This is a genomic window from Saonia flava (assembly GCF_011927795.1).
Taxonomy (GTDB): domain Bacteria; phylum Bacteroidota; class Bacteroidia; order Flavobacteriales; family Flavobacteriaceae; genus Saonia; species Saonia flava.
This window is the reverse complement of the sequence record NZ_JAATJJ010000001.1, coordinates 1,527,686-1,550,965: the sequence shown is the minus strand read 5'-3', so window position 1 is coordinate 1,550,965 and position 23,280 is coordinate 1,527,686. Positions and strand designations below refer to the sequence as shown.

At 36.8% G+C, this 23,280-nt stretch carries 15 protein-coding genes; 12 read left to right on the top strand and 3 right to left on the bottom strand.

From position 1 onward, the window contains the following. From GGR42_RS06860 to GGR42_RS06850, 3 genes are all read left to right on the top strand, one after another. Positions 1 to 2,639 (top strand): T9SS type B sorting domain-containing protein (locus GGR42_RS06860; protein ID WP_167962198.1); only part of this gene is annotated, 2,639 nt, incomplete at its 5' end. A gap of 6 nt (positions 2,640 to 2,645) precedes the next feature. Next, positions 2,646 to 3,632, top strand: a complete 987-nt coding sequence (locus GGR42_RS06855; RefSeq protein WP_245201407.1) for a PorP/SprF family type IX secretion system membrane protein — start codon at positions 2,646 to 2,648, stop codon at positions 3,630 to 3,632. Positions 3,633 to 3,643: 11 nt separating this feature from the next. Then, complete coding sequence (locus GGR42_RS06850) at positions 3,644 to 5,578, top strand: OmpA family protein (RefSeq protein ID WP_167962196.1); 1,935 nt, start codon at positions 3,644 to 3,646, stop codon at positions 5,576 to 5,578. On the opposite strand, the gene GGR42_RS06845 is transcribed toward GGR42_RS06850, so the two are convergent. The 3 genes from GGR42_RS06845 to GGR42_RS06835 all read right to left on the bottom strand — a co-directional run bounded on the left by GGR42_RS06845 (position 5,575) and on the right by GGR42_RS06835 (position 8,225). After that, a complete protein-coding gene (locus GGR42_RS06845) occupies positions 5,575 to 6,825 on the bottom strand; it encodes an NRAMP family divalent metal transporter (RefSeq protein WP_167962194.1) in 1,251 nt (416 codons plus the stop codon). The two genes, GGR42_RS06850 and GGR42_RS06845, sit on opposite strands and share 4 nt — an antisense overlap. A gap of 56 nt (positions 6,826 to 6,881) precedes the next feature. Continuing rightward, positions 6,882 to 7,517 carry a SanA/YdcF family protein gene (locus tag GGR42_RS06840; protein WP_167962192.1) on the bottom strand — a complete coding sequence of 212 codons (636 nt, stop codon included), beginning with the start codon at positions 7,515 to 7,517 and terminating at the stop codon, positions 6,882 to 6,884. A gap of 102 nt (positions 7,518 to 7,619) precedes the next feature. Further along, on the bottom strand, positions 7,620 to 8,225 hold the full coding sequence (locus tag GGR42_RS06835; RefSeq protein WP_167962190.1) for an RNA polymerase sigma factor: 606 nt from the start codon (positions 8,223 to 8,225) through the stop codon (positions 7,620 to 7,622). 126 nt (positions 8,226 to 8,351) lie between these two features. On the opposite strand from GGR42_RS06835, the gene GGR42_RS06830 reads away from it, so the two are divergent. The 9 genes from GGR42_RS06830 to GGR42_RS06790 all read left to right on the top strand — a co-directional run bounded on the left by GGR42_RS06830 (position 8,352) and on the right by GGR42_RS06790 (position 23,256). Next, a complete protein-coding gene (locus GGR42_RS06830; protein WP_167962188.1) occupies positions 8,352 to 9,473 on the top strand; it encodes a FecR family protein in 1,122 nt (373 codons plus the stop codon). A 203-nt stretch (positions 9,474 to 9,676) separates the two neighbouring features. Continuing rightward, positions 9,677 to 13,129 (top strand): SusC/RagA family TonB-linked outer membrane protein, encoded by a 3,453-nt coding sequence (locus GGR42_RS06825; protein WP_167962186.1) that lies wholly within the window; start codon positions 9,677 to 9,679, stop codon positions 13,127 to 13,129. A 12-nt stretch (positions 13,130 to 13,141) separates the two neighbouring features. Then, positions 13,142 to 14,668, top strand: a complete 1,527-nt coding sequence (locus tag GGR42_RS06820; protein WP_167962184.1) for a SusD/RagB family nutrient-binding outer membrane lipoprotein — start codon at positions 13,142 to 13,144, stop codon at positions 14,666 to 14,668. A gap of 188 nt (positions 14,669 to 14,856) precedes the next feature. Further along, positions 14,857 to 16,356, top strand: a complete 1,500-nt coding sequence (locus GGR42_RS06815; protein ID WP_167962182.1) for a mandelate racemase/muconate lactonizing enzyme family protein — start codon at positions 14,857 to 14,859, stop codon at positions 16,354 to 16,356. 26 nt (positions 16,357 to 16,382) lie between these two features. Further along, a complete protein-coding gene (locus GGR42_RS06810) occupies positions 16,383 to 17,318 on the top strand; it encodes an RraA family protein (RefSeq protein ID WP_167962180.1) in 936 nt (311 codons plus the stop codon). 404 nt (positions 17,319 to 17,722) lie between these two features. Then, the gene (locus tag GGR42_RS06805) at positions 17,723 to 19,168 is read left to right on the top strand and encodes a hypothetical protein (protein ID WP_167962178.1); all 1,446 of its coding nucleotides are present in this window, start codon (positions 17,723 to 17,725) and stop codon (positions 19,166 to 19,168) included. A gap of 269 nt (positions 19,169 to 19,437) precedes the next feature. Next, the gene (locus GGR42_RS06800; RefSeq protein WP_209023931.1) at positions 19,438 to 20,658 is read left to right on the top strand and encodes a DNA adenine methylase; all 1,221 of its coding nucleotides are present in this window, start codon (positions 19,438 to 19,440) and stop codon (positions 20,656 to 20,658) included. Positions 20,659 to 20,662: 4 nt separating this feature from the next. Next, positions 20,663 to 22,456 (top strand): AAA family ATPase, encoded by a 1,794-nt coding sequence (locus GGR42_RS06795; protein ID WP_167962176.1) that lies wholly within the window; start codon positions 20,663 to 20,665, stop codon positions 22,454 to 22,456. Beyond that, positions 22,453 to 23,256: an HNH endonuclease gene (locus tag GGR42_RS06790; RefSeq protein WP_167962174.1), complete on the top strand. Its 804-nt coding sequence runs from the start codon at positions 22,453 to 22,455 to the stop codon at positions 23,254 to 23,256. Before GGR42_RS06795 ends, GGR42_RS06790 begins: the two co-directional genes overlap by 4 nt. Positions 23,257 to 23,280 lie beyond the last annotated feature (24 nt).

Sequence of the window (23,280 nt, the reverse complement as noted above, 5' to 3'; positions counted from 1 at the left end):
CTATACCGACCTTGGGAATAGTTGGAGATGGGATAGTTGAAACCAACGAAACGATCGACCTTACCTTGGGCACTCCCACGGGAGATGCCACCCTTGGAGCCATCACTTCAACGACCTATACGATAAATGACGACGATACATCAACGGTGAGCATCGGTGACCCAGCACCTGTTGCGGAGGGTGATGCAGGCCCTGCGCAGATAGACTTTACGGTGAGCATAGACCAGTCGGACCCTGGATTGCCTATTACTATTGATTATACAATAAGCGGAGGGAACGAGGACGCTACTACAGATACGTTGACCTTTTTGGCAGGCACTGCGACATTGAGCCAAACGGTGAGCGTTACCACAAGCGGGGATACAATTATTGAGCCAGATGAGGACATTACGGTAACTTTGAATAACCCAAGTGCCAATGTTATTATTAGCGCTACAGATGGAGTCGGGTCTAGTAGTTTTACAAATGATGATTCCTGTACAGCAGGTACAACGGCACCCGTATTGGATGGGTCGGTAGCAACATCATTTTGTGATACGCTAAGCCAGGATTTGGATGTTTATACCACTAGTACGGTTCCAGTAAGTTCCGAACTCCTTTGGAGTACAAATAGTGATCCATTAATAACTGCTGACCATATAGTTGGTAGTATAGCCCCTGGGGAGGGAACTTATTACGGATTTTTTTATGACTCCTTAAATTCTTGCGCCAGTCCAGTTTTAACAGTAACATTAACATTGAATACCACTCCTTCTGCGGGAACGGCCACTGATATTTCTGTTTGTGACAATTCTACCGAAGGTAATAGTTTAGTGGAATTGGATAATCAAATAACAGATGCGGATGCTGGTTCTTGGGTTTTGATAAGTGCTCCTGTGGGAGAGACTACAACAATCACTGGAAGTAATACTGTTGATTTTAATGGACAGCCCTTAGGGGATTATGTATTTAGATATACAACAGTTGAGGCCGTTGCTCCATGCACTAATCAAATAGAAAGTCTAACGGTATCGGTTATAGATTGTACAATTCCCTGTGATGCGGGCAATATAGCTCCCGTATTAAATACAGATATACCCACAAGTTTTTGTGATAGCATTGATCAAGATTTAAACGAGTATACCAACTCAACTGCACCGACTGGGTCGGTTTTAACATGGAGTACAAATCCAGATTTATTGGATACTTCTGGACACCTGTCAGATACTGTTGTCAATGCTCCAGGAACATATTATGCGTTTTTCTATGATGCCACCAACTTATGTGTTAGTCCTCAATTGGAAGTTTCATTGGTCATCAATATAACGCCAACGGTGAATAGTACCACTCCAAGCTCCATTTGTGGAACAGGAACAGTGACCTTGGGGGCTACAGTGAGTACTGGAGGAACATTAAATTGGTACGATAGTGAGACGGGAGGAGTATTTTTAGGAACAGGATCTTCTTTTACCACTCCAAATATATCATCTAGTACAACCTATTACGTGGAAGCCATTGCAAATGGTTGTCCATCTGTCAGAGAAGCTGTCATTGCAACGGTTAATATTGGACCATCTGCGGGGACAACAACCAATATAGCTGCCTGTAATGTGAGTGGAAATGGTGGTGCTACCACAGTGGATTTGGATAATACATTGACAGGGGCAGATACGGGTGTATGGACTTTTACATCGGGGCCAGGGACTCCTACTGTGAATACAGATAATGTGGTGGACTTTGAAGGCCTAGCGGATGGGAACTATATATTTACTTATACCACTACAGGAGCAAGTGCACCATGTGTAAATGAATCGGTAGATGTGACCATTTCTGTAAACGATTGTATTGTAGATACCGATAATGATGGACTCACAGATGGAGAGGAAGCTACATTGGGCACCGACCCCAATAATCCAGACTCAGATAACGATACTATTGAGGATGGGGAAGAGGTTGAAAATGGTACAGATCCATTAGATGCTTGTGACCCTAATTTGTCTCCTGATTGTAATCCAGCGGATATTGATCTTGAAATTCTTAAAGAAGTTGATGATGATAGTCCTTTGGTTGGAGGTGACATAATATTTACCATTACCTTAACCAACCTTACCATGGATAGGGTCATAGACATTGAGGTAGGTGAAATATTGGAATCGGGGTTTGGATATACTTCTCATTCGACTTCAATAGGAAATTATGATGAAACTACAGGTTTATGGGAAATAGACGAGCTTCTAGGAAATGAAGTAGCCACTTTGGAGATTACTGTAGAGGTGTTGAGTGAGGGAACTCTTCAAAATACTGCTACTCTATTGGATTCATTCCCAAATGATTTTGATGATAGTAATAATGAATCTACGATAATAGTAAATGCAATAGTTGCTCCACCTGATGGGTGTGGATTTGTTTTCAATCAATTTTCACCCAATGGTGATGGAATAAATGATTTGTTGTTTGTTAATTGTATTGATTTATACCCCAATCTGTCCATAGAAGTCTTTGATAGATATGGAAGCAATGTATTTAGCGCCCAAAATTATGATAATACATGGGGTGGAACAGGGAAGAGTGGTGATTTGCCTAAAGGAACCTATTTTTATATACTAGATCTTGGAGATGGAACAGAGGTTAAAAAAGGCTGGATCCAGATTTTAAGATAAGAAACTATGAGTTATTTAATGTGTAGAATAAAATCTAAAACTGCTCTTTTATTTGTATTGCTTTTTGCGGCAATATGTGTTGTCCAGGGGCAAAAAGAACCTCAATATACACAGTATATGTATAACATTGGGAGTTTTAACCCTGCCTATGTGGGTACGGTTGAAAAGACTGAAATTTCCGCTTTGTACAGAGCGCAATGGATAGATATTCCGGGAGCTCCAAAAACAATACGTTTTGGGGTTAATCTACCTATGTCCAATAACAAAAATGGACTCGGATTTAATGTTGTGAATGATCAATTGGGGCCTACTACACAGACTTTTATTGATGTAGCCTATTCATTTCAGGTAAATATTTCTGATGACACCAAGTTATCCTTTGGTGTAGATGCAGGAGGTTCTTTATTGGATGTTGATTATTCAAAAGGAAGTTTTCAAGACCCAAATGAGCCATTGCTTATAAATAATGTCTTTAATAAGTTTTACCCTACTGTTGGTGCTGGGTTGTTTTTGTATGCAGAGGATTGGTATTTGGGAACTTCTGTACCCAATTTCTTAACGAGTGTAATAGAGGATGAGGAAGTGGCAACTTTGGTTAATGACCAAGTTCAATTTAACTTGATTGGAGGTTATGTTTTTGAATTGTCGGACAACCTTAAGTTTAAACCTGCTTTTTTGGCACATTATTTAAAGGGATTGCCCATTAAATTTGATGTTTCCACTAATTTCTTGATAAAGGATGTATTTACTGTTGGAGCCTCTTATCGTGTTAATAACTCAGTCAGCGGTTTGGCAGGGTTCCAAATATCCAGTGGAATGTTTTTTGGATATTCGTATGATTATAACACTAATGGATTGGGAGAATACAACAGTGGCTCACATGAGGCCATTTTAAAATTCTATATTGGCAATAATAACAATAGAGCCAAAGGTCCTAAAACAAAAAATGTTAAAGGAAAACCCAAACAAATAGATACACCAAGGTTTTTCTAAATAAAATTAGTATGAAGTTTAAGGCAAGTATAGTATTTTTTTTAGTGATAGTAAGCTTATCTTTTGGTCAAGATAAGATGTCCAAGGCGGATGCTCTGTTCTTTGGTTATGACTACAAAGACGCCATTGTTGCTTATCAAAAAGAGCTTCGTGAGAAACCTTTGACCAATCAACAATATCTTAATTTGGCAGATTCCTATTTAAAAACAGGAAGCTATGAAAATGCTTCAAAAACCTATTTGGAAGTATTTAAAAGGGATAGCACCATGTCCAATCATTATTTTAATAAAATGTTGCAAAGTTTTTACAAGACCTCTGGACAGGATAGAATAAAGGCTTTTTTGTCAACTAAAGGTTCTGGACTCTCAAATGAGTTATTGGAAAATTCCGATTTTAACTTTGAGCTTTTGAAATCCAATCTGGGTTCAGAGTTGAATTATGAAATATTCAACATAAGCGCCAATAGTCCACAAGCAGATTTTTCCCCTACGTTCTATGATGATAAACTTCTTTTTTCAAGCGGTAGGGGCCATGGAAATGGAAAGGAATTATACAAACCCTCTGGCGAATCCTATTTAGATATTTTTGTGTCCAGAATAGAACAAAACGGAAACGCCAATAGTGCCACTCCCTTTACATTAATTCCAAGTTCAAGTTTTCATAAGGCAACACCCTATTATTCCAATGCTCAGGAAATCATATTTTATGTTCTGTCCAATGCAGATGAAAATGGTCTTTTGTACAGTGAAGAAGGAAAGAACACTTTGGCAATAGGCAAAAATGAAATTGATGGGGAATTTGAATATCTTCTAAGGGATTTAAACACCTCTTTTTATTATCCATTTTATCAAGAATCAACGGGGAAACTTTTTTTTGCAGCAAATTTTGAAGATGGATATGGTGGTACAGATCTTTATTATGTGTACACCAATGGAGGGCAAATAATGTCGGCACCTGTGAATTTAGGTCCTCGTATTAATTCACCGGGGAATGAAATATCACCTTTTATTTTTGAAAATAGTCTGTATTTTGCTTCCGATATTTTTTATGGTTTGGGGGGTATGGATATATACAAATCTAACTTTCAACCCAATGAAACTTTTAGTATCCCAATCAATTTGGGAATTGGGATTAATTCTGAAGATGACGATTTTGGGTTCGTAATACGGAATAATGACACTAATGGGCTTTTAGGCTATTTTTCATCCAATAGAAAAGGAGGTAAGGGCAATGATGATATTTATGGATTTAATGTGGCGGAAAAGCCGGGATTAAAAACTATTGCTGTTCAGGGAAAAGTGGTTAAGCCAGCCTCAACCACTGGTGTTGCAAAGGCTTATATTAGAGTATTTAGCTCAGACAATGAACTTCTTAAGGAAGTTTATAGCGATGGGGAGGGTCAGTATCAATTTGAAATACCTTGGAGGGATTTCATTAAAATAGAAGCAGGCAAAGAACGCTATTCCATTTATAAAAAAGATTTAGATGAGTCAGCTTTGAACGATATTCAGAAAATGGATTTTCATATTGACTTGGCCTTAATGGATGATTTAATAGAGGAAAAAGAAGGACAAGAGGTTATTAAATTGAATAAATTCTTTTTTGATAAGGGGAAAAGTCAGATTACAGCGGAAATTGCCGAAGAATTGGATAAGGTAGTGGAAGCAGTACATAGATTCCCTGAATTTCAATTACGAATTGAATCCCATACGGATAGTAGGGGAGGAAGTAGTACAAATTTTAGATTGTCCCAATCAAGGTCAGATGCCATAAAAAAATACCTTAGAGAAAAAGGTGTTCCAGAAAGTAACCTTCTTTATTCTGTAGGTTATGGGGAGGATAAAATCACCAATAATTGCACTAATGGTGTATATTGTTTAGATATGCTGCATAGGCAAAACGAAAGGTCCTTAATAGTTGTTCTAAACTATAACCTTCTTAATTAAAAGAGTATTATCCAGCAATAATATATAGCAAAAAGAGATAAAAAGATAATGCCCATATAAGTAAGTATTTGCATGGATTTGTTAGGATGTGTATGTTGGGGAAGGTCTGTACTTGTAACGTTTTTTAGGTTCATATAGCCAATTACGGGTGCCAGAACAAAGGAAACAAAAGTGGCCAAAGCAACCAATTTTCCCATATTGGCGCTAAAGATTGCAATCACACCTAAGTTAATAAAAGCTAAAGCTAGTATCCCTATGGTATAGTACTTCTTCGTGGGGATGTTTTTCTTTTCGGGTCTTAACAACTCAAAAATATCTATACATACCCTGGCAATGGCATCGTGGGCGGTCATGCAAGTACTGAACATTGTAGCGAAAGCAGATACTGCAATAAAAATATAGGCCCATTTGCCTATGTGGGTTGTAAAAAGGTTTACTAATTGGTCAGCAAAAAGCACAGCATTTCCACTTATTTCCGTACCCGTTCCATATAAGGTAAACCATCCAATTATAAGAAAGAAAAAAGCTAAAAGACCTGTAATGGTGTAGCCTGTATTAAACTCCTGTAACGCCTCGGATAAGGACGGTTTTTTTGTCAATTTATATTTTTCCAAGCTCCATAAGCTAATCCAACTGGATGCTTCAACTGTTGTGGGCATCCACCCCATGAGACCAATTAAAAATAAAATGCCGACTTCATTAAAAATTGGCAAAGGCTTAAAATCTGTACTTGGAACTATTTTTCCTTTAAACAAAACCAAAAAAGTGGTAATTATTAAAGCCCCAAATAGAATTAGTATTAAATATTTTAAAGACGTTTCCAAAAGTTTGTACCTGCCAATGATCAAAAGAGCACTTATAAAGACAAATAAGGCCAATGCTATCAAAGCTACAGAAACATCGGTTATTTCAAATAAATTGATAAATAGACCGGATGTTACTACGTATAAAGCAGCTAAAATGGTAAAAGTGGAAATTAAAGTAATGAAGGCATAGAGCCATAAATAACCCTTGCCCCTGTTTAAATATCCTTTAATAAGACTTGTATTGGTTACATTGGTATACCGTATCCCAAACTCAAAAAAGGGGTATTTCAAAATGTTGGCCAGCAATATGGGAATGGCCATTATCCATCCATATTGGGCACCAGCTTTGGTGGATAATACCAAATGGGAAGTGCCTATCGCCATGCTTGCAAAAAGCAAGCCCGGTCCCAGGTTTTTGACCAGAGTTTTAAGCTTGGACATTTTTGGTGGTTAATTGGGTAACTAAAATAGAGTTTTTTATTGAATAAGGCTTAAAACTATATTATCTCTATTTTTTCACCTAAAAATTTGGGCTGGGTATTAAATAGCAAGTCAATAAATACTTTTACCCTTGCCAAGGATTCCCTTACCTTCATTTTTATTCCCTTACTTCCACCCACTGCTTTGGCATCATAACCAATGGCTGTTAGTCCTTTTTTTTTGGCTAAATAAATAGCACGCTCATTGTGGAATTTTTGGGAAATAACGGTGACACTGTCCAGTCCAAATATTTCTCTTGCACGAACCATGGAATCCAAAGTTCTAAAACCGGCAAAATCCAAGAATATTTTTTCTTCTGGAATTCCGTTCTCAACCAGATTTTTTTTAATGGTGGAGGGTTCATTGTAATATTCCGTGCCATTATCCCCGCTTACCAATACATAATCTATTTTCCCAGCTTTAAAAAGTTCTACAGTTGCATTAATACGATTAGTATAATAGGGGTTGGGTTGACCTGTGGTAAGTTTTTTGGATGTTCCCAGTACAAGACCTACTCTATTTTTTTTAATGTCATTTACGTTTGAAAATGTTTTTCCTTTTGCAGCATTTTCAATGGCATAATCACATAGGCGAATAGAGATTAGAAATGTGGCTATAGCGTATAAGACAAAATACAGGTGTTTTCTTTTCATATGGCAATTCAAAGGTAATGAATGGTTCTTACCTTATATTACTTTAAATCGGAAAACCTTTTCTAGATATAAGAGATCAATTAAAAATGATTAGTTCAATTTTTAGTGTAATGTAGTTTTGATTCCTTTTGTTCGGAATAGCAGAAAAAGGAAAGTTTGTACATCTACTTTGCTATCCAGTTTTTCACGAATAATTGAAAATGCTTTGGTTATATGAGATTCTATAGTCTTTATGGATAGATCCAAATGTTCTGCAATCTCTATATTGCTAAGGCCTTCTTTTTTGCTCAATAAAAAAATCATTTTGCATTTGGGGGGCAAGGCCTGAATCTCTTTTTGAACTAGGTTAAAGAGTTTTTCCAGAACATCCGTATCTTCTTTAACAATGGTGTTTAAAGCATCAATATATTTTTTTTCCAAAAAGGTAACAGATTTACGTTTTCTATTTTGGTCTATAAACTCATTGTAGACGGATTTGTACAAAAAACTCTTAATGGAAAAATTTGTTTTAAGGTTATTTCTTTTTTCCCATACCCTTATAAATACATTTTGGACAATGTCTTCTGCCATATCCTTGTCATTTATTAAGCAATGTGCATAGACACATAATCTGTGATGGTAATTGTTTAAAAGATAAGAATATGCCTTTTCATCACCTTTTTTTAAATGCTTTATTAAAACCTGGTTGTCATCAAAACTATTTCCCATGATTATGAAATAACTAAAAATATATATTAGATTATGTTAATATAAAAAAAATATTTATAAAATGTTAGGGTATTGTAAATTTCGAACGTAATACATTATAAGAGCAAAAGAGTGAAATCTCCTATGATGGAAAAAATATTCATAAAATATTTAACTAATTCCATATCATCGCCCGAATTGGACAAATTGTCAAAATGGGCCGAGGAACATAATGATGAGAATGAATTTGAAACCTATGTTAAAATTAATTACGCAATAAGCAACTGCATGAGCGAATACAACTTGGAGGAGTCAAAAAAAGCCTTACTTAAGAAAATCCGTAAGGACAAGAACATTCTATATAGACTCAATTTTAATTCATTTTTAAAATATGCCGCAATTGCGATTTTATTTATAGGAGTGGGCTATATTTTTCAACAAAATTTTAATAGAAAGGACAAAGTTGTTCCAACCGAGGGTATGGTCACACTTCAATTGGAAAATGGCAGTGTAGAGGTTCTTCCTGAGTATATTGAGGAATCCACTGGAAATTTAAAGGAATATAAGGTGTCCGGGACCAATGGTGAAGGAAGTACTGTTCAATCAAAAAAACTGGTCTTTAATACTTTAAAGGTTCCTTATGGGAAAAAGTTTAAAGTTGTTTTGGCAGATGGAACAAAGGTTCATTTAAATTCTGGCACATCCCTTAAATACCCTATAGGGTTTATAAATGGAAAGAATAGAGAGGTTTTTTTAAATGGAGAAGCCTATTTTGATGTGGCAAAGGACGCGAAAAACCCGTTTATAGTCCATACAAACGAAGTAAATGTTAGAGTGGTGGGCACCCAATTTGTTATTTCCTCCTATCCAGAGGATACCAATATCAATACTGTATTGGTTGAGGGGTCAGTTGGGCTATTTAAAAAAGGAGAAGAATTTAGTGTGGAAAGTGCATCGATGCTTGATCCTGGCCATAAGGCAACTTGGAACAAAGTAGAAAAGAACATTAGTATAGAGGAGGTTAACACTTCTGATTATACAGAATGGATGAACGGAAAAGTTGTTTTTAACCATATGGCTTTCAAGGATATTCTTAAAAAATTGGAAAGGCATTATGATGTTTCTATTACCAATTATAACAAACAATTGGATGAAGAGCAGTTTACCGCCAGTTTTGATACGGAAACCATTGAGGAAGTGCTTTCTGCTTTCAACATTAATTATAGTATTGACTACCAAATAAATGACAATGAAATATTAATTAACTAACTCTAAACAAGCTTATTATATATGAAGTGAAACTTTTTTTAAAAAGGTCTTAATAAAAAATCGGAAAATGCTGGCACATTTCCCGATTGTGTTTAAAATGATTTAAGACTAAATGTTAAACCACCTAAAATCAATTCAAAGATATGGAAAACTTTAAAAAGTTAAGGAATGCTATTCCTTATCCTTTTCAGCTTGATTTAAAAATGAAACTAACTATCTCACTATTTATTATCTCATTTTTACAAATTCAGGCAAGCAATTACGCCGAGAACGAAAAAGTTACATTTCAATTAGAAAATGTTACTGTAGAAAAAGTTCTAAAAAAGATTGAATCCCTAACAGAGTATAAAATTTTGTACAACGACAAGGAAGTTGATTATGAAAGAACTATTTCTGTTACTGCAACCAATGAATCTGTACCCCAAGTTTTAGAAAAAATCTTCGCGGGAAGTCCTATAACGTATGAAATATTTAGGACACAGATTGTTTTAAAACGTGCCAAGGAGCAAAAAGCAATTCTTGAAAATTCTTCTGGCAATGATGATGGGGCGTCACTAGAGGTTCAACAAACTGTTAGTGGTACCGTCTTAGATGAAAACGACCAACCCTTACCTGGAGTATCTGTGTTTATTAAAAACACTACCACAGGAACAACCACAGATTTTGATGGAAATTATTCTATAGAAGTTGGTTCTAGTGATGCAATATTGGTTTTTTCTTATATAGGGATGAAACGTATGGAATTCGAAGTTGGATCAAGAAGTACTATTGATGCCACAATGATAGCCGATGCGGAGAATTTGAGTGAAGTTGTTGTTACAGCTTTGGGAATTAGACAGGAGACCAAAAAGCTTGGGTATTCCATCGCTCAAGTAGATGCTGATGATGTCAACGTAAACAGGTCTTCAAATTTCATGAATACCTTGCAAGGAAAAGTAGCGGGAGTAAATATTTCTTCTTTGGGAACAGGTCCAGGGGGATCATCCAAGGTCCGTATCCGTGGGCAGTCTTCTATTTCTGGTCAAAACAACCCCTTAATTGTTGTTAACGGGGTGCCAATAGACAATACTAGTTTTGGAACCAGCCCTGGTAGTCAAAGTTCTGAAGTAGGTACCAATAGTGGAGGTGTCTATTCGGATGGAGGTGATGGCTTTTCCAGTATTAATCCAGATGATATTGAAAGCATGACCATTTTAAAAGGTGCCACAGGTGCTGCACTTTATGGTTCGCGAGCAAAGGATGGTGTAATTATGATTACCACAAAAACTCGAGGACGGGGACAAGGATTGGGAGTAACTTACAATGTTAATATTGTGGACTCTAATCCATTGGATTTTACAGACTATCAATATGAATATGGGCAAGGAGAAAATGGGGTAAGACCCACCACGGCCAATCCAACTTCGGGACAATGGTCTTTTGGGGAGAAATTCCAACCAGGAATGACACAGGTTTTGTTCGATGGTATAGAGGTTCCCTATGTACCGCAAAGGGATATAATTAAAAATTTCTATAGACATGGTTTCGATATAACGAATTCAATTTCTGTTTCTAGTGGAGGTGAAAAAGGAGGTTTTAATCTATCATTGTCCAATTTAAAGAGCGATGGGATAACTCCTAACAATGAGTTTGTTAGAAGAACCATAAGTTTGGGAACCAGCTATGATTTGTCGGACAAGTTTAGTGTGGAGGCCCATGTTAATTATTCAAACGAGAAAAATACCAACCCACCAAATGTAGGGCAGCAAGATAATACGATTTCTGTTGCCCTATATAATATGGCCAATTCTATGCCATTAGAGTTGCTGGATGAAAATAAATTTGATGCTAACGGGAATGAGTTTGTTTATTCTAGGTTTAGAAATAGGACAAACCCCTATTTCACCTTATCGGAACAATTTAATAACATCGTAAGGGATCGTGTCTTTGGCAATGTATCTGCTAAATACAACATTTTGCCATGGTTGTTTGGTCAAATAAGGGTTGGACAGGATTATTGGTCCAGAGATCAGGATTATAATGGGTATCCCACAGGGCAAGCTTCAAGGCCTTCGGCCCCTGCTGGTTTTGTGAATGGTACATATACTCAAGAGTCCAGAAGGTTTAGGGAAACCAATGTAGATTTCTTATTTTCTGCATCTAAGGACATTAATGAGAACCTAGGTATTGGGGTAAATTTGGGTGGTAACCAAATGAGACGTCGGTCAGATTTAAACCGGGTTGCGGTAACAGATTTCGTGATAAGGGATTTGTACACTGTTCAGAACGGTAGGGTTAAAAACCCAACCTATTCACTTTCGGAGCGTGCAGTAAACTCGCTTTATGGGTCTGCAGATGTTTCTTATATGGACACGTACTTCTTAAGTGGAACACTTAGAAATGACTGGTTTTCAACTTTGTCGGAGGAAAATAGAAGTATTTTGTACCCATCCGTTTCTGCTAGTTATGTGTTTTCCAATTCTTTTGAAAACAAACCAGAATGGCTGACTTTTGGAAAGTTTAGAGCTGCCTATGCAGAGGTGGGGAGTGATACGGATGTTTCCCCATATTCCGATGCATTGTTCTACTCTATAAATTCCAATTTCTTTTCAGGGCCAGATGGTTCATCAAACCCTGTTGCTGGAGCAAATACGAATACATTGCCTAATCCAAATCTAAAACCTATGAGGACTACGGAGGCGGAGTTTGGTATAGATCTTCGCATGTTCGATAATAGAGTGGGACTGGATATGGCCGTATATCGTAAAACTACATTTGATCAAATAATACCGGCACAAATCTCAAATTCTTCGGGGTTTGTAAGCACGTTGATCAATAGCGGGGAAAGTAGAAGTAACGGAGTTGAAGCTTTGCTTAGAGTTGTTCCTATATCCAATGAAAATTTAAATTGGGAAGTCAACTTTAACACCTCTTATAATAAGACTAAGGTAATAAGCTTGTTGACGGATGAAGAAGGAGAAAGTATTGTAGTGGGAAATCATCCTTTTAACGGGTTCTTGTACCAAGTAGTAGGTGAGGAAATTGGGCAATTGGCTGGTTTTGGATATAAGTTTGATGACCAAGGACGCCAAGTATTTGGTGGAGATGGAAGACCGCTAAGGTCGGACGACATCAAATTTTATGGCAGTGCCCTGCCCAAATGGGTCGGTGGTATCACCAACAATGTAAGCTACAAGGACTTCAATTTTTCTTTCTTGATCGATTTTAAATTGGGAAGTAAAATGATCTCTGGAACCAATTTTAATGCGGTAAGACATGGATTGCATAAAATGACGTTGCCAGGAAGGGATACCGGTGTTATAGGCGATGGTGTCAATGAGGCGGGAGAACCAAATACGGTAGCAACAGAGTCCCAAAGATATTGGGAAGTGGTAAGATCTCAACAGCTTATAGAACCTATTGTATACAACGGGGGATATTGGAAACTTAGACAGGTGACTTTAGGGTATGACTTTAAAAAGTTTATACCAGAAGAATCCCCATTAAAGGGTGCCACCTTAAGTTTGATCGCCAACAACGTGCTGTTGTTAAAAAAGTGGGTGGATAATATAGACCCAGATTCCTTTGGTTTTAGTTCAGATAATGTTTCTGGGTTGGAGTCTACAGGTGTTCCTACTACCCGGAGTATTGGGTTTAATCTAAACGTTAAATTTTAAGACATAAATGATATGAAAAATAGAGCAAGCATTTTTTTGGTTCTCGCACTGATATTATCAGTTTTGTCCTGTGAGAAAGACTTTGACGAAATAAATACAAACACCGTAGATCCTACTAGTGAAAGTGTAGATGCGGTCTATGTATTGAACAATGCCATTATAGGACTTTCGTTCCCTAGTGGAACCAATATTTACTATGAGGCAGGTGTTGTTCAACAAATTGTAACACCCAATTCAGGATTTGTTTCTGGAGCTAATTACAATCAGGATAATAGAAACAATACGGGTAACCTTTGGGATAGTTACTACCAAAACGTAATTAAGCATACGGGAGATGTAATTGGGCAGGTCCAAGATGACCCAGAGCAAGGTAACCTATACAATATAGCACGTATTATAGAGGCATATGCTTTTATGGTGCTTACAGACACTTATGGGGAAATACCCTACTTTGAGGCTGGAAGGGGTTTTTCCGACCAAATTGTACTTCCCGTTTACGATCCACAATCCAATATTTATCCAGATTTGATCAACGAATTAAAGGAGGCGGTTGCTGCTTTAAATGATTCTGGGGATACGGTGAGTGAGGTAATGTATGGAGGAGACCTGAGCAAGTGGAGAAAATTGGGAAATTCTTTATTGGTAAGAATAGGTATGCGCCTTTCCAATGTGGATAGTGCCTTGGCACAGCAAACGGTGCAAGATGCTTTTACAGGGGGGGTCATGGAATCCAATGAGGATAATTTTGTGATAAGGCATGATAATAATTTTGTGAATCCCTTTGGAAATACTTTTAATGGAACGGAAGCCAATAACTTTTATCTCGTTGATGGTTTTGTAAATTTTCTTTTTGATAAGGATGACCCAAGATTGGCAGCTATTGCCATAAGGTATATTGGGGCGGCATCTGGACCAGAACAAGTTATAGAAATTGGTTCAAAAGACCCAACCGATCAGATAGGTATGCCTATGGGGCATGACAATAGTTCTATAGGAGCTGTTGCAACAGATTTGGGATTGGCCAGCTTTTATGACTTTACACAATTGGATAGGTTTACTATGGGAGCCAATAGTGCACCCATGTTTTTGTGTACTTATGGACAGACCCAGTTGCTATTGGCAGAAGCGGCCACCAATGGATGGACAGGTGGAAACGCTGCGGAACATTATGCGGACGGAATTAGGGCGCATATGGAACAATTGGCAGATTACAGTGCAGATATTGCCATTCCCACTGCAGATATAGATGACTTTGTAGCTGCTAACCCATTAGATGCGGGGAATGCCATAGAGGAGATAAACAACCAATATTGGGTAGCCTCTTTTTTAAATGGACCAGAAGCTTTTGCCAATTTTAGAAGATCGGGTTATCCAGATTTAACACCAAACCCATACCCAGGGCAAGATATTACAGGCGACTTTATAAACAGGCTAACCTATCCTAGTGCAGAAATAGCTGTCAACAAGGAAAATGTGGATGCCGCTATAAGTAGAATGGGACCAGACAATTTGGATACCAAAGTCTGGTGGGACAATTGATTTAATAATAATACCAACCAACCAATTATTTGTTAGATGATTTGGGCCTATTTATTTTCACTAAAAAGAGAATTTTTAGGCCCCAAATCAAATAACTTGTTGACAAATAGCCAAATAGGTACGAATCTCAAAATTTTGTTATAAATTGAAGAGCAGATATTTTTTACCCAACCATAAAAATCAAACCAATGAAAAGTGCATTAGAACAACTAATTGTAAAAAATAAGGAAGAGGAAAAGGCATATACAGCTTCTAGGCAAAAAGAAATTGATAACCCCAAAACAGAAAGTAATCGTAGAAATTTTTTAAAGAAGACCGCTTTGGGAGGTATGGCCCTATCCAGTTTTGTGGGCTATTCTTTTGAGGATACGGTTTCTCAAAGTACATCCAAAGTAAACCGCTCATCCGCTCCGTCCGAGTTAAAAATAACGGACATGCGCTACGCGCTAACCGCTGTAATGGGTGGTACGGCCATTATAAGAATAGACACCAACCAAGGAATCTACGGACTGGGAGAAGTGCGCGATGCTGCCGATGTACGATATGCACTCATGCTCAAGAGCCGTATTCTGGGAAAAAACCCATGCAACGTTGAGAAGATTTTTAAAAGCATTAAGCAATTTGGAGGCCCTGCAAGGCAGGCTGGTGGTGTTTGTGCCGTAGAAATGGCCCTGTGGGACCTTTGTGGCAAGGCGTATAATGTTCCCGCATGGCAATTGCTTGGGGGTAGGTATAGGGACAAGGTAAGGCTGTATGCAGATACACCAGAAGCTGGATCCCCCGAAGAACAGCAAAGACTGATCAATTATAGGGTAAAGGACCAAGGATACACCTGGTTAAAAATGGATGTCTCCATAGGGGAACTAAGGGGCAAGCCCAATACAGTGGTCAACGGCAAGTTTTGGGAAGATGCCAATGGTAGGTTGAACCAATGGGGGGATAGGAGAAATTTTATGTCCTACGGCAACACCATGCACCCCTTTACACAAATACAAATTACGGACAAGGGTTTGGAAGAACTGCAACAAGTGGTTGCCAACGTTCGGGATATGGTAGGGTATGAAATTCCGATATCTACGGATCATTACGGTCATTTTGATTTAAACAATAATATCCGTTTGGCAAGGGCCTTGGAGAAATATAGATTGGCCTGGTTCGAGGATATGGTGCCATGGCAATATACCGAGCAATGGAAGACCATTACCAATTCCATAGAAACGCCTACCACTACGGGTGAGGATATCTATTTATTAAAAGACTTTAAACCTTTGATAGAGGAGCGGGCCGTGGATATTATCCATCCAGATTTAGCTTCTTCTGGTGGGCTTTTGGAAACCAAAAGAATTGCGGATTATGCAGAGGAATTTGGTGTGGCCATGGCCATGCACCAGGCGGGAACCCCGGTTTCCTTTATGGCCAATGTACACTGTGCCGCGGCAACCCAAAATTTCTTGGCATTGGAACACCACTCGGTAGATGTACCCTGGTGGGAAGATTTAGTGACCACGGTAGGGGGCTTTAAAATGATAGACAAAGGCTTTGCTACTGTGCCATTGACCGCTCCTGGATTGGGAATAGAATTAAATGAGGAAGTGGTGAAGAAACACTTGGATTCAAGGGACAAAAGTTTCTTTAAATCTACAGACGAGTGGAATGAACTTAGGTCGCATGACAGAACGTATAGCTAAAATTGTATAAACCAACTCTATTAAAAATGAAGAACATACTATTGACCGCCCTAGTGGCCTTTGTGGCACTTGGCTTTGTGAATGCACAGGATGTGGGCGCCTCGCCAGATTATATAAAAACCCTGACTTCAGATTGGACAGGCGAACGTTTCCCGGACGGTAGGCCCAAGGTTTCTGATGCCCTGTTGAACCGACTTAAAAAAATTAGGATAGAAGAGGCATGGGGGTATCTGCGCAGAAAAGGATACAACAACCAGTATGAGGGCAATTGGCAGATCATTCACCCAGAAGGGGTCATGACCGGCCGTGTGGTAACCGCACAATATATGCCTTTGAGACCAGATTTTCAGCAGACGGTAAAACTGCAAGGGGCGGCAGAGAATAGGGATACCATTGGTGGGAGCAATTCTTGGCCCATTGAAATTTTAAAACCCGGCGATATTTATGTGGCAGATGGTTATGGCAGGATCATAGACGGCACCTTAATAGGGTCCAACCTGGGCAATGCCATTTATGCCAATTCCCAGAACGGGGTCATTTTTGATGGCGGTATTAGGGATTTGGGCGGATTATTGGAAATAGAGGGCTTTAACGGTTGGTACAGGGGCGAAGACCCTTCTTACCTACAAGAGCAGATGTTGACCTCCATAAACGCTCCCATACGCATAGGTAGGGTCACGGTGCTACCGGGCGATGTGGTATTGGCCAATAGGCACGGAATCATCTTTATCCCTGCTAATTTTGTGGAGGAACTGGTACTGGCCTCAGAAGTAGTGGCGTTACGGGACGAGTTTGGTTTTCAACGGTTACGGGAGAAAAAATATTTGGCGGGACAGATAGATACTAGATGGACGGATGCCATTAAGGCCGATTTTATGGGTTGGATCAAAGCCTACCCAGATAGTAAACTGCCCATGACCCGGGCCGAGTTGGACGGCTATCTAAAATCCCATAATTATTGATGATACGTATAGTAAAATATTAAAAATAGTTGTTAAGTAGTGTTAGTAGTTTGAGTTAGTTTTCTTAAAAGGGCTGTATTTGGTTATGTGGCCCTTTTTTGATGATTACAATGCTAAGTTGTGCTGCTAAAAATTCTCTCCAAAAAAGGCAATGCACCACTTTTGCTTTAAAAACACACAGTTTTGTAAGAAAAAGTGTGTGAAATCCTATAAAAACCATATTAAGTCTAGGGTTTTCCTATAATTAATTTACTGAAGTTTTTTGTAACTTTTTGGTCTCCAAAGAGATGACTTCCTACATTTTACTTCCCCCAGAAAATACCCGCGAATGGGTATTGTATTGCTTAATATTTGATGCTTAGTTTATACTTAATAATCTTTATTTTTTTTTACCTCGACTAACTATGAAAAATTATTACTTTTCTATCGTAACATTCTTCCTTGTTTTAGCCCTAAAGGCTCAAACACCAAACTACAGTTCAACATTAGATATAGAACTTGGCAAGTATAACATTAAAAGTAAAGCAATACAAAACAAGCTCTTTAAGGAAAATATAACTACTGCATTTAGCCATGTGATATTCTCCAATTCTGATTTAGCCTCTAATACCTCTGCATTTGGATACACCCAAGATGAAGAAAAAACGAATGTCACAGTTAATGGTAATATAAAATTGCAAGATGCCATTTACCTCAGGTTAGGGGCAAATGTAACAGGGAGCAAAAGTATTTTTGAATTTTATTCAGATGGTTCTTGGAGAAACAATGTTGGATTAAACTTGGGCTTAATTCTTAATGTTGGTAAACCAGTCACCTTTTTCAAAGGAGACGAAAAGAAGTTTAAATTAAATAAAGCTAGAAGGGAAATACGAGGTAGTGAACCAATCTACAATCCAAGAAAATACACCAAGACCTCAAAAACCGAAATTGATAGCTTAAAAAATGATATTTTAATTTATTACGGGGGTGTTCTTAATGTACATAAAAACGTACTTGATAGTCTACCAGATGTTAAAAAACTTATTGAAGAAAAGAAATATGAAGAGGCATATGTGAAATTAGATTCTGAACATAAAAAAGTACAGAATTATTTGAATAGCCTAGCTACTCAAAGCAAATTGGAGAAATATGTTAAAGATGATATTCTTTATAATTTTGACAAAGAAAACGACATGACATACGGTTATATTCTAAAATGGTTAGATTTAAACGTTAATTTAAGCAACAGTACATATAAGTTCTCTGAAGAAAATATCGAAGCCACCATTTTAGAAGCATTCAATAATCAGTTTGACAATGAAGATGCCAATAAGCTCAAAACAGTAATTTCTTTTAACTTTAATCATACTCATAATTCAGAGAAATTGGTTTGGTACTATCAAATTGGGCTATCTGCTTCAAGCTCATCTTTTCTTGAAAGCACATTAATAGATGGAACACCTAAAGTCGTTCAAAATAATTCTAGCGAATATATTCTACAGGATGAAGAAGAGCAGAACTTAGGTAGATTTGATTTGATTAAAGAGAACCTAAAAACAGGATCCCTGAATGCCTATGGTGCAATTTTTTTCACCAAAAAGAAAAGTTTCGGATTTAATGCATCGCTCAGTCATAGCTATCTCATTGACAAACCAGAAAATGTTTTTTTCAAAAATAACTTTACAGCTCTTTTTGGCCCTATTTTTAGAAAAACAAAAGATGATAACACCAGCTTAACCTTTGGGATTGATGTTGGCTGGAGTAACTCAATTTATAAATCCAAAGTTTCTAATGATTTTACTGGAAGAATCAGATTGGGAATACCATTCAACATATATTCAAAAAAGACAGAGGATAAAACAAAAAAGTAAAACCTAACAATGGCAAAAGTTTAGAATTGAAAAGTGAGTAAAAAAAGCTATTAACTCATCTCTTTTCTTTCTAAAAACTTCTTTCAGAAGGTATAGAACACTAGTTATACAAGCCGACGGTAGGAGGGAGGGCAATGTGTGTGGAATGGATAAAATGATATTGTTAAGAAATCGTAAGTAAATTTTTATTGTTTTAAATATTTATACCTAATTCTATCCTTATTTTTGGGAGTAGTTGAACCATCATCAAAAAAGAGGGGTAAAGACCTATGAGCATAGTTTCGGAAGAGAATAACATTGAATTAAGGACAAGAATAGAATTTAAGGAAAGTGTACCCCATATAATTAAGTATATGGGTTCCAAAAGAGATTTAGTAAAATATCTGGTTGATTCAATAAATGAAATTTATGATGGGGAAGTTGTTTGTGATTTATTTGCAGGAACTAGCGTCCTAAGCGGTGCTATTGGCCACAATATTGTAATGTATTCAAATGATATCCAACAATATTCTTCTGTTTTCGCTAAAACTTATTTAGGTAATTATGATTGGAAGGAGTATCCGGATTTAGCTGAGGCAATTATCGAAAATGCTCAAATTCATGTAGATAATGTAAAAAACTTATATCCAGATTTTGAGTTCAATTATACAGAGGGCATCACTCTTAACGAGTTTAATGCTTTGGAACAACAGCAACAAGAATTGATTTATTTCAATTTTGAGGATATTGAAAATCATTTATTCCTTAAAAATTATTCTGGAACCTATTGGTCTTTTGAACAATGCCTTTGGATAGATGCAATACGAACAGCTGCGGAAGAATACCTTGAAACCCCAGTTTACTTTCCAATATTATCTAGTTTAATGTTTGCAATGGCATACAATGCACAAAGTACCGGTCATTATGCTCAGTATAGAGATGCAAATAATCTATACTCTATGAATAGTATTATTGGATGTCGAAATAAAAAAATCAAACCATATTTTAAAAGGAAATTGAAAGAGTTGATCCAGTTTACGGGTTCTAATGAATTGAACCACAATATTTCTTCATTAGATTATCGAGATTGTTTGGATATATTGCCCAACGGGACTCTAGTATATGCTGACCCTCCATACTCGTTTGTACATTATTCAAGGTTTTATCACGCTTTAGAAACTTTGGTCAAATACGATTATCCGACTATTCAATACAAGGGAAGATATAGAAATGATCGTCATCAATCTCCCTTTTGCAAAAGAACTGAGGTGGTTGGGGCATTCACTGAAATGTTTGAAAAAGTTTTACAAAAACGGCTTAAATTAGTACTTAGTTATAGTAATACTGGCATGATTGGTTTAAGTGAAATTTTAGAAATAGCTAAAAATACTTTGAATAACAAATTTGAAGTATATACAAAAGAAGTTGACTATCTACACAGTACCATGGGAAGATTTGATGACAAGTCTAGGGAAGTTAAGGAATACTTATTAATTGCCAAACCTATCTAATCAAATGGCGTTAGAAGTAAATCTTTCAAAATTGAAAACCTCTTGGACAAAATATGACATTGTCCAGGTCATGGAAGTAATTCATAGCGAAGAAACGCTTAAAAAGTTTGTTAATAAAGAGGCTCCAATTAACGAACCCATTCTCAGGTCCTTTTTGGGAATGAAATCGCTAGATAATAAAATCCCTCATTATTGGTTAGAAATTCAGAACTATCCAAGTGAAAAGCAATTATTTGCTTTATTTGCTTTAATTTTTACCCATGGTGAGATAATAAAAAAGTTTGCGGAAATATACTCAACCGGGGGCATGAAGGGTGTTTATGTATTCGAAGAAGGTAGAAAAGAACATACGAATTTAAGAAGTGCACTCGTCGAATCTGGTGCCTCTGAACCATATTTACGAAGAGAAAAGTTAGTGCCATTTGATTTTTCTCCAATATTTCAAAATTTAGAAGTAGGGAAATTGTTCAAGAAAGTTCTAGAAGAGAGAGTCACTAGATTAACTAAAGTCAGACCAAGTGAATCAGAATTCTATAATATTTGTTTTTCCAATAATTTCCATAAAACTCTAAGCGTATCTGAAACCCAATTTAAATCTTGGTTAGAAGGTCGTATGATTTCGATTAATAGTTACGTAGAGAAAGTAAAAATTAAAAATTTTTTTTCAATAAGTGAGGCATATTTAAATGAAATTGATGGCGCGAAGGAGGTATATTTCCTTGGAGAGAATGGCGACGGCAAGTCATTGGTGTTGATGGCTATTTATCTTACTTATAACAAGTTTTTTATTACGGAGCAAACCGATAAAGAGAAGACGGGCAGAGTAGTTGACATTCTTCAAAAAAATAAGGAAATGGAGTTGTCTGGGGTCGATAGCTCTGGTAAGAACTATAGAAATAAAAATGTTGGTTACTTAAGTAATTTGTTTGCATATGGTACACATAGGGGAAGATATTCTACCGATGACACAGAACAATATGGCTTTATGTCTCTTTTCGATAGTAATGAAACCCTTATCAATCCTATTTCTTGGTTAAAAGACCAAAAGTTAATTGAATTTGAAAAGGAAATCAATGTCTCAAATATGAACTCAGAAGAAAAAAATATTCCGAGTTCGATTTCTATCCGATTTTTAGAAAACATGTTTTTCGAACTATTGGAGAAAAACGTAATTGTTAAGATTGAAGGTTCAGAAGTTACTTTCATAGAAAAAGGCACCAAGTTGAATTTTGACCAACTTTCCGAAGGATATAAGAGCATAGTTATTTTTATATCCGACTTGTTATATAGGCTTAAGAAAAATCAGTCAGATATTACTGATATTAGGAAATTATATGGAATAGTTCTAGTGGACGAAATCGATCTTCACTTGCATCCCAAATGGCAAAGGGTTTTGATACAAAAATTAAGAGGCTTATTACCAAATGTCCAGTTTATATTTACTACTCATAGTCCTACAATAATACAAGGTGCCTCAAACGATGCCGTTATTTACAGAGTATACAGAAATTCTGAGGATGGAAAAACCAGAGTAAGCGAGCCTTATTTTCGAAAAGACTTAAACCATCTAATGATTAATACATTGCTAACCTCTCCACTATTCGGATTGGAGAATTCACGTTTGGACAATGAAAATGATTATTCCAATACTAGTGAGACATATCTTTTATATCGTATCAACAAGAAATTGGAAATAGAGTTGAACAGGCAAAAAAAGCAAGGGAAGGAATTCATATCCGACAATCAAATTGATTCCTTAATTGACGATATTATTGATGAAGAACTTGGAAAGGAATGATTAAGATTGAAAAGGACTTAAAAAGTATCCCTGATTCTTTGCAACTACCTGAAGTTGAGTTTTTCCCTAACGGTGTTCCCCAAACATCTAAAACAACCCACAAAAGAAGATTAGAAATAATTAAGAATGAGAGCTATATTGATGAAAATAAATATAACAGCCGATATAAGAAAAAAGATATAAAATTAGCTTTATCAAATATTTATAAGACTAAGTGCGCTTTTTGTGAACAGAAAGTTGAGCAATACCATGTAGAGCATTATCGTCCTAAAAAGACATACTATTGGATTGCCTTTTCTTGGGATAATTTGTTATTGGCTTGCAGCACTTGTAACCAAAATAAAGGAACCAACTTTGATATTTCAGGTGTCATGGCCATGTTTGAAGATCACGAGGATAGCATCAAGACAATTAATACTAGCTCGGCGGGATATGATGTTATTGAAATGCCAAGAATGGTCAATCCAGAAATTAATGACCCCAAAGGATTTATAGCCTTTGAAAAAGATGGAAAAATAACTTCAGATGATGAAAGATTTAGTTATACGATTGAAAGATGTAAAATCGATAGAGACTTTTTAAACGATGAGAGAAGAAGGTTATTGGACATTTTAGAACGTGATATTGAATCGGCATTAGTAGATAATGCCACAATCCAAGACCAAGAAAGTGAGATACGCATAATAATTAAAAAGTTTATTAGAGATTCCAAAGATAAAAACCTACAGTTTCTAGCTTTTAGAGACTACGCAATTTCACATAAATGGTTAAATGAAATTGTTAAGAAAAAAACTGGATAAATTTATTTAATGGATACACCCTAT